Here is a 1,351-nt window from a genome sequence, read left to right as displayed (position 1 = left end):
GGGTGAGCTCGGCTTCGGTTACCGCGCGGGTGAAGCGGCTATACGCGCCGCGGTCGGAGGCACGGCGACCACGGGCCGTCTGGCCTTCATCCTGGGCGTCCAGTCGCGCCACCATCTTCTCGGCCATGGCGTCCAGCTCCGCGATCCGCTCGCGTCGCCTGGCGGATTGCAGGGCGGCGCGATCAGGATCATGGGCGACGATCAGGCGGTGCCCCGCGAAGTTGGCCTCGGCCAGGCCGTCCTCGGAAAAGGCGAGTCCCCGGAAGGTCTCGACCAGGTCGCCATACCGTCGGGCCGGCACGGCGAGGATGAATTCGAGCTTGCGGTCGCCCTGCTCGGCGAGGGCGGTGAGTTCGCCAATGTTGTCGAGGCTCAAGAGTCCGCGGTCGGCGACCAGCACCACGCGCTGGATCGGGAAGCGCTGCAGCACGGTCATCAACATCCCCCGAAGTGTCCTGGTCTCGGCGACATTGCCGGGATGAACGGTGTGCATCAGCGGCAGGCCCTCGGCGGTCTGCACGACGCCGAGAACGAACTGCCGGGCGATGCCACCTGTCTCCTTGTTCATGCCGAAGGCGCGCAGGTCGCTCTCGACTTCTCCCTCGCCATGGATGCGCACGGTGGTTAGGTCGTAGAAGACGACGGCGAGTTCCCGATCGACGAGGGGGCGGATCTGGCGAGCGAGCGCCGCTTCCACCACCTCGGTATGGTCCATCAGCGCGTCCATGGCGCGCAGCAGGTGCTGGTGGGTGACGGTCTCCGGCATGGCGGGCATGGCCACGGTCGCGAGCCAGCGTAGGCAACCCAACTTGCTGTCGGGCGAACAAAGCCGATTGAACACCATGGCCCGGATCAAGGCTTCCGCGTCGATCTCACGCCGCCCGGACCGCAGGGCCTGTTTGAGGGCCAGGTCGAACCCGAGTTCTTTCCAGATCTCATGGAGGGCAAACACATCGCCGTAGCTGACAGAGGAGTCGTAGCTGATGTCGTCTGCCGTATTCTCCAGCCGCCCGACGGCGCGATTGAGGCCGTTGATCAAGGGATCGAGCTTGCCAGGGCTGAGCTTGTCCAGCCGACCCAGATTGGCGACGATCCTGATGCGCACCTTGCCGGTCTCGTCGCGATGGCCTTCGACGAGCTGCAGGTAGCGCCGACCGCCGGATTCGGAGATGCGCGTGTACATGGGCGAACAATAAGGCGCCAATAAGCACTCATACAAGGCAAATATCAGCGCGACGTGTTACAACACAACTTCGCCGAACTGAACTCCCCACGCCCCGCAACCCATTGAAATCACGTGGCTGGAAACACCCGAAAGCACTCAAAACGACTATCAGCTGTCGAAGTTAGG

At 64.2% G+C, this 1,351-nt stretch carries 1 protein-coding gene; it reads right to left on the bottom strand.

The features are described 5' to 3' along the window. Positions 1–1,183, bottom strand: a 1,183-nt coding sequence (locus tag OM960_RS25365) for an IS1634 family transposase (protein ID WP_264773928.1), incomplete at its 3' end; no start/stop codon positions are given. Positions 1,184–1,351 lie beyond the last annotated feature (168 nt).

This window comes from Defluviimonas salinarum (genome assembly GCF_026013545.1).
Taxonomy (GTDB): Bacteria; Pseudomonadota; Alphaproteobacteria; order Rhodobacterales; family Rhodobacteraceae; genus Albidovulum; species Albidovulum salinarum.
Note: the sequence above shows the minus strand (reverse complement) of the source record. Positions and strands in the feature narration are given on the sequence as shown.